Raw genomic sequence first — 6,807 nt, 5'->3', positions numbered from 1 at the left:
GTCGGGCTCGGCGGGGTCGTGCTGGATCAGCGCGAGGCGCCCCGCCCGCGCGGGGAGGCGATCGAGGCGGTCCGCCCCATCGCCGAGTTCGTGGCTGATGCCTCCGGCCGCCCGGCTTTCTCAGTCGCGCACGGGGGCCTCGGGTGCGTCCCGCGGCGGCACCCCGACCGGCGACGCCGCGACCGGCTCGGCCGTGACCTCGGCGGGACGCCGCATGTGCACCACCCGGCGTACGCGGCGCAGACCGCCGCCCATCGCCTCCATGACCGACAGCAGCGCCGGCGCCAGGACCGACCGGACGACGAACGCGTCGATGAGGATGCCCACCGACAGGGCGAACGCCAGCTCCCGGAACGGGCGCAGCGGCACGATCGCCAGCAGGCCGAAACTCACGGCGAGGGTGAACGCGGCAGTGCGGATGGCGCGGGCCGACTGCGGCAGGGTGATCGCCAGTGCTTCGCGCAGCGGCCGCCTGCGCGCCTCGTGCCAGGCCGGGCCGATGCCGAAGATGTTGTAGTCCGACCCCAGGGCGACCAGCAGCACCGCCGCGGCGAACGGCACGTAGAAGGTCAGCCCGTCCGCGTCCAGATGGTCCTGGAACAGCCAGGTGGTGGCCCCGAGCGTGGCCCCGATGGCGAGGACGCTGCAGGCCAGCAGCGCCAGCGGAGCCCACAGCGCGCGCAGGTAGAGCACCAGGAAGAGCAGGTTGGCGGCGAGCGCGGCCAGGGCGATGCGGCCGAGGTCGCTGACCGTCTGGTCCACGATGACCTTGGCCAGGGCGGTGTCCCCGCCGAGGCTCGGCCGCACCTGCTCGAGGCCCGCGTCGGCGAGCATGCCCGGCAGGGTCTCCTGCAGCCTGGCCAGGGTCTGCACCGCGGTCGCGCCGAGCGGCTCGTCGGCGAGGATCAGCAGGTATCGCGCCGCCGAGCCGTCCTTCGAGCGGAACAGGTTGAGCTGGGCGGGGATCGCGTCGTCGGCGGGACCGATGACGGCGGCGACGCCCGGCGCCTTGGCCAGCGACTGCTGCAGCCGGGTGAGCTGCTGCTGCCGGCCGGCCACACCCGCGCCTTCCAGCAGCAGCTCGCTGGGTGACAGGATGCCCGCGGCGAACCCGGCCTCGGCCTGGTCGGCCGCCTGGCGCGCCGGGTGGTCGGCGGGCAGCGCCTCCACGAACGACACGCCCAGGCTCATGTGCCGGGCGGGCAGCGCCGCCGCGACCAGGCCGCCGGCGCAGAGCAGCAGGACCGGCAGCGCGACCCACGGCCGGGTCAGCAACCTCGCCCAGCGTCCGCCCGTGGACTCCGCGGGCTCGCCGTCGGCCGCGCCGTCGACGTCGGCGTCGAGATCGGCGTCCGCGTCCGGGTCGACGTCGGCCGCGGCACTACGGCGCCGCCACGGCGACCACAGCGCGGCCGAGCCGAGCACCGCCAGCAGCGCCGGCACCAGTGTGACCGACACGATCATGCCGATCAGGACGGCCACGGCCATACCGGGACCGAAGGCCCGGAACGCGGCCGAGTCGGCCACGATCAGCGCACCCGTGCCGGCCGCCGCGGTCGCACCGGCCGTGGCGATGATCGGGGTGAACCGCGCCGCGGCGTGCCGGGCCGCCTGCCGGCTGCCGTCCCCCGCGGCCAGGCGGGTGCGCACCCCCGACAGGTAGAACACGACGTAGTCGGTCACCACGCCGAGCAGCAGCGCCACCAGCAGCGGCTGGGTCTCCTGCGGGACCGCGAGGCCGAACCGTTCGGCCAGGGCCCCGCCGACATGCAGGGTCAGCAGGATCGCGACCCCGGCCACCCCCAGCGCGAGCAGCGGCGCGACCAGCGAGCGGAACGCCAGCGCGACGATGATGAACACGGCCGCCACGGTGACGGCCTCCAGCCAGGGCAGCGACGACAGCACCAGCTCGCCCTGCTCGACCCGGGCCGGGACGGAACCGGTCACCCCGACGACGCTGTCATCGGCGTCGTAGTGCTCGGCGACGAACCTCTCCGCGGCCGCCTTCTGCGCGGCGAACGTGACGTCGGGCTCGGTGAACAGCATGGTGATGACCGTGGTGCCGTTCTCCCGGGAGCCCGGGAAGACCTGCAGCGCGTTGGTCACCGGCACCGCCGCGAGAATCGGTACGGCGTCGGGGAAGGCGCCCTCACTGACGGCCCGGGCCCGCTGCAGCGCCTCGGCCTGGACCGCGGGCGACAGGCCGTCGGGGTTGCGCTGCACGATGGCGACCCGGCTCAGCAGGGGCAGGCCGAACTTCTCGAACGAACGGACCTCACTGCGCACCGCGGGATTGTCGGCCGAGACGAGCTGGCCGAGATCGTTGCCGCCGTGGCCCAGGGGCGGCAGGTAGAGCACGGCGCCCACGGTCACCGCGATCCACGCCGCGATCACCGGCCAGCGCAGCCACACCACCACGCGGGCGTACCAGTCGAGCGCCCGGCTGGGCAGCCAGCGGCTCTGCAGTTCGACGTCGTCGCTCATCGGACCCGCTCCACGGTGCTCGGCCGGGCCGGGCGTGAGCATCGGCTGTCTCCTGTGCGCTGCATGCGATCCTCCCCAAGTAGCGGCCGCCGGTGCCCGCACAGGTGCGTGCGGGGACGGCGGAACAGCGGCGCGCCGGGCCGGCTTCGCAGCCGGTCGGCGGGCGACGCCGCTGCGGCAGCGATGCCCGCCGCCCGCCCACGGCAAACAGGGTCGGCTCCCACGGGCGATCATGGCTTCCCGCCGGGCGGCTCGCACGGCGTGCACACCGACGCGGACGGCCGTGGCCTGCTCGACGACGGCGGCATGTACCAGCTCGTCCGGGAGCAGGGCAGGGTCCGCGAGCGGACGCTGGAGATCACGTTCGCGGAGCCCGGCGCCGAGGCGTACGCGTTCACCTTCGGCTGAGCCCGCGGGCCGCGGCCTACTCGGCCCAGGGCTGGAAACCCGTGTCGAGGACGGCGGTGAGCGACGTGCGCAGCCGGGCCGCCTCGTCCGCGCCGAACCTCTCCTCGAACCGGTCCTGCGCCGCCTGCCACATCGGCATCCCGGCCTTCACCCGGGAGAGGCCGTCGGGGGTGAGGGTGACGATGCGCGCGCGGCGGTCGGCCGCCGACGCCTCGATGGTGACCAGCCCCTCCCGCGCGAGCGGCTTGAGGTTGGTGGCCATCGTCGTGCGGTCCATCGCGATCATGTCGGCGAGGCCGCCGATCGTCATCTCCCCGTGCACGCTGAGCTTCTGCAGGATGCTGAACTGCGTCGCGCGCAGGCCGACCGGCGCCAGCGCCTTGTCGTAGGTCGCGCCGAGGTACCGGGCGGCCTTGCGCAGCGTCAGGTTGTTGCACCGATCGACTGTCGTCTCCGCCGTGGCCATCGTCTCCTCCAAGGTTTCCCACCCCAGGATAGGAGCAGGTGCTCGCAGATGCGAAGGACCCGCTCAGGCAGGGCCTGCCGGCGGTCGCCCGGGGCGCTCCGCAGCTGGTCGCCTCCACAATAGGAGCATATGCTCGTATCACCGGACGGCGCATGGGCCACCAGGACCGCACCAGAAGACCGGTCCGCCATGCGACCGGGGTGAGAAAGAAGGACAATCTCCATGGACCTGAAACTCGAAGTCATCGTGCTGCCCGTGTCCGACGTCGATCGGGCCAGGGCCTTCTACGAGGCGGTGGGATTCCGACTGGATCTGGACAAGGCTCCCAGCGCGGACTGGCGCGCGGTGCACTTCACGCCGCCCGGCTCCGCGTGCTCGATCATGTTCGGCACGGGGCTCACCTCGGCGGCGCCGGGCTCGGTCCAGGGCCTGTACCTCGTCGTCGAGGACATCGAGCAAGCCCGTGCGGAGCTCGTCGGGCGCGGCATCGCGGTGAGCGAGGTGTTCCACGACGGCGGCGGGCTGCTCTACCACGGCCACGAGGGTGGCGAGATCGTCCACCGCGGCGACCAGGCCCGGCTCGCCGGCCCGCACCCCGCCCGCGCCGACTACGGCACCTTCGCCACCTTCCGCGACCCGGACGGCAACGGCTGGGTGCTGCAGGAGGTCAAGGAGCGGGCCCCCGGCCGCTGACCAGGCGGCACACCGATCGTGGCCGCTGGGCGCGGGCTCCGCGCCCAGCGGTCCGGCCGGAAGATCCGACCGAACCACAGGAGCAGAGATGGACGAAGCAGTGACGGACGGGACGAGCCGCGCGTACGACGTGATCGTCATCGGGGCGGGCCCGGTCGGCGAGAACCTGGCCGACCGCACCCGTGCCGCCGGGCTCAGCACCGTGATCGTCGAACGTGAGCTGCTCGGCGGCGAGTGCTCGTTCTGGGCCTGCGAGCCCAGCAAGGCGCTGCTGCGGCCGATGCTCGCCCGCGCCGACGCGCGGCGCACGCCCGGCGTGCCGAAGGCGGTCGCCGGCCCGCTGGACGCCGCCGCGGTGCTCGCCCACCGCGACAAGATGGTCAACTACTGGCACGACGAGGACCAGGTCGACTGGCTGAAGTCGGTCGACGTCGACCTGATCCGCGGCCACGGGCGCCTCGACGGCCCCCGGCGGGTGGTGGTCGAGACCCCGGACGGCGAGACGATCCACCTCACCGCGCGGCATGCCGTCGGCGTCTGCACCGGCAGCACCACGGCCATGCCCGACATCCCCGGGCTCGACACCGTGCGCCCGTGGACGAACCGGGAGGTGACCGGCGCCGATCACGTGCCGGGCCGGCTGGCCGTCGTCGGCGGCGGCGTGGTGGCCGTCGAGATGGCCGCCGCCTGGCAGGCGCTCGGCACGCAGGTCACCATGCTCGTCCGCGGCGGGCTGCTGTCGAAGATGGAGCCGTTCGCCGGTGAGCTGGTGGCCGACGGGCTGCGCGAGGCGGGCGTCGACATCCGGTTCGGCGCCGCGGCCGGCTCCGTGGCCCGCACGGACGGCGAGGTCCGGATCACCCTCGCCGACGGCGGCGAGCTGGCCGCCGACGAGATCCTGATCGCCACCGGGCGGTCGCCGCGGACCACCGACGTCGGCCTGGAGACCATCGGCCTCACCCCCGGCGAGTGGCTGCCCGTGGACGACACCGGCCGGGTGACCGCCGTCGCCGACGGGTGGCTCTACGCCTCCGGTGACGTCAACCACCGGGCGCTGCTGACCCATCAGGGCAAGTACCAGGCCCGGATGGTCGGCGCCGCCATCGGCGCCCGCGCCAAGGGCGAGCCGGTCGACGACGCCCCGTGGGGCGCGCACGTGACGACCGCCGACACCGTGGCCGTGCCGCAGGTCGTCTTCACCGACCCGGAGGTCGCCTCCGTCGGCCTGACCACGCAGGAGGCGGAACGGACCGGGCGCCGGGTCGACGTGGTGGACTACGACATCGCGCGCGTGGCGGGCGCGCACCAGTACGCCGAGGGTTATCGCGGCCACGCCCGCATGCTGGTCGACCCGGAGCGCGGCACCGTGGTCGGGGTCACCTTCGTCGGCCCGGGCGTCGGGGAGCTGGTCTACTCGGCGGCCGTCGCGGTCGCGGGCGAGGTGCCGGTGGCCCGGCTCTGGCACGCCGTGCCGGCGTTCCCGACGATCGGCGAGGTCTGGCTGCGGCTGCTCGAAACCTACCGGGACCACCGGGAGTCGCGGACCGGCATGTAGCCCGCCCATTGCCCGGGATGGGCCGCTGACCTGCGCCTGCGGAATACGCGCAGGTGCTCCTGACGTTGCGATCGGCAGGCGGACCGTCCGCGCTGCCAGAAGGAGATCGACCCATGGCTGACAGCGACCTCGTCCTCGTCACCGGTGCCGGTGGCGTGGGGCGCTCCGTCATCGAGAAGCTGCGCGCCCGCGACGTGCCCGTGCGGGCGATGGTCCGCCGCGACGACGAGCGCGCCGACGGGCTGCGCGCGCTCGGCGTCGAGGTCGTGCTCGGCGACCTGACCCGGCCCGACACCGTCGCCGCCGCGCTGGACGGCGCCACCCGCATGTACTTCGCGATGCCCGTCTCACCGGACCACCTGCTCGCGGCGACCGTGGCGGCCAGCGTGGCGCGCGAGTACGGCGGGCTCGCCGGGCTGGTCGGCATGTCGCAGATGACGGTGTCGCAGATGACCGCCACCAGCACCGCCGAGTCGCACCAGCAGCGGCTGCACTGGCTGGCCGAGCAGGTGTTCGACTGGTCGGGCCTGCCGGTGATCCACATCCGGCCGACGTCGTTCCTGGACAATCCGCTGTTCACCACGCTGGCGGCGCAGTCGATCCGGCGCGACGGCACGATCGCGTTGCCCTTCGGCACCGGCCGCACCTCCCCGGTCGCCGTGGACGACGTCGCCCGCGTCGTGGCCACCGTGCTGCGTGACCCGAAGCCGCACGTCGGCCGGGTCTACGAGCTGACCGGCCCGCGCAGCGTCGACATGCCGGAGATGGCCGAGGAGTTCTCCCGCGCCCTAGGCCGCCCGGTGTCGTACGTCGACGTGCCGCCGGACCGGTGGCGCACCGAGGTGCTCGCCAAGGCCGGGCTGCCGCGGCACACCGAGCAGCACATCGACACCATGGCCCGGCTGCACCGGGAGAACCGCTACGACCGCACGTCCGACGACGTCGCGCACGTCACCGGCGTGCCGGCCCAGACCGTCGAGGAGTTCGTGGCCGCCCGCCGCGACCTCTACCTCGGCTGAACCACCCCACCAGTGACGGAGGAACCCATGCGTATGCCCAAGCCCCTGATGGTGGTCTCCACCGCGGTGATCACGTTGGCCGTCACCGTCGGCTGCTTCGCCCAGATCTGGTGAACCGGCACACCGCGCGTACATCCGAATAGCAGGTATCCGACTGTAGATCGACTCTCGTCGGTGGGGCG

At 73.7% G+C, this 6,807-nt stretch carries 6 protein-coding genes; 4 read left to right on the top strand and 2 right to left on the bottom strand.

Translation table 11 applies throughout. The features are described from left to right. Nucleotides 1-120 precede the first annotated feature (120 nt). The gene (locus tag AB0J67_RS25480) at nucleotides 121-2,484 is read right to left on the bottom strand and encodes an MMPL family transporter (RefSeq protein WP_363485966.1); all 2,364 of its coding nucleotides are present in this window, start codon (nucleotides 2,482-2,484) and stop codon (nucleotides 121-123) included. Nucleotides 2,485-2,547: 63 nt separating this feature from the next. Here AB0J67_RS25480 and AB0J67_RS25475 point away from each other — a divergent pair, with 63 nt between their 5' ends. Beyond that, nucleotides 2,548-2,892, top strand: coding sequence for a hypothetical protein (locus tag AB0J67_RS25475; protein WP_363485965.1), 345 nt, complete (start codon nucleotides 2,548-2,550; stop codon nucleotides 2,890-2,892). Between the two features lie 16 nt (nucleotides 2,893-2,908). On the opposite strand, the gene AB0J67_RS25470 is transcribed toward AB0J67_RS25475, so the two are convergent. Next, nucleotides 2,909-3,370, bottom strand: a complete 462-nt coding sequence (locus AB0J67_RS25470; protein ID WP_363485964.1) for a MarR family winged helix-turn-helix transcriptional regulator — start codon at nucleotides 3,368-3,370, stop codon at nucleotides 2,909-2,911. Nucleotides 3,371-3,580: 210 nt separating this feature from the next. Here AB0J67_RS25470 and AB0J67_RS25465 point away from each other — a divergent pair, with 210 nt between their 5' ends. The 3 genes from AB0J67_RS25465 (at nucleotide 3,581) to AB0J67_RS25455 (ending at nucleotide 6,625) form a co-directional block, all read left to right on the top strand. Continuing rightward, nucleotides 3,581-4,051 carry a VOC family protein gene (locus AB0J67_RS25465; protein WP_363485963.1) on the top strand — a complete coding sequence of 157 codons (471 nt, stop codon included), beginning with the start codon at nucleotides 3,581-3,583 and terminating at the stop codon, nucleotides 4,049-4,051. An 88-nt stretch (nucleotides 4,052-4,139) separates the two neighbouring features. Further along, nucleotides 4,140-5,606 (top strand): NAD(P)/FAD-dependent oxidoreductase, encoded by a 1,467-nt coding sequence (locus tag AB0J67_RS25460; RefSeq protein WP_363485962.1) that lies wholly within the window; start codon nucleotides 4,140-4,142, stop codon nucleotides 5,604-5,606. 113 nt (nucleotides 5,607-5,719) lie between these two features. Further along, nucleotides 5,720-6,625 (top strand): NAD(P)H-binding protein, encoded by a 906-nt coding sequence (locus tag AB0J67_RS25455; RefSeq protein ID WP_363485961.1) that lies wholly within the window; start codon nucleotides 5,720-5,722, stop codon nucleotides 6,623-6,625. Nucleotides 6,626-6,807 lie beyond the last annotated feature (182 nt).

Source organism: Catellatospora sp. NPDC049609, assembly GCF_040675365.1.
Taxonomy (GTDB): Bacteria; Actinomycetota; Actinomycetes; order Mycobacteriales; family Micromonosporaceae; genus Catellatospora.
The sequence above is the reverse complement of the archived record's forward strand: the minus strand, read 5'-3'. Positions and strand labels throughout refer to the sequence as shown.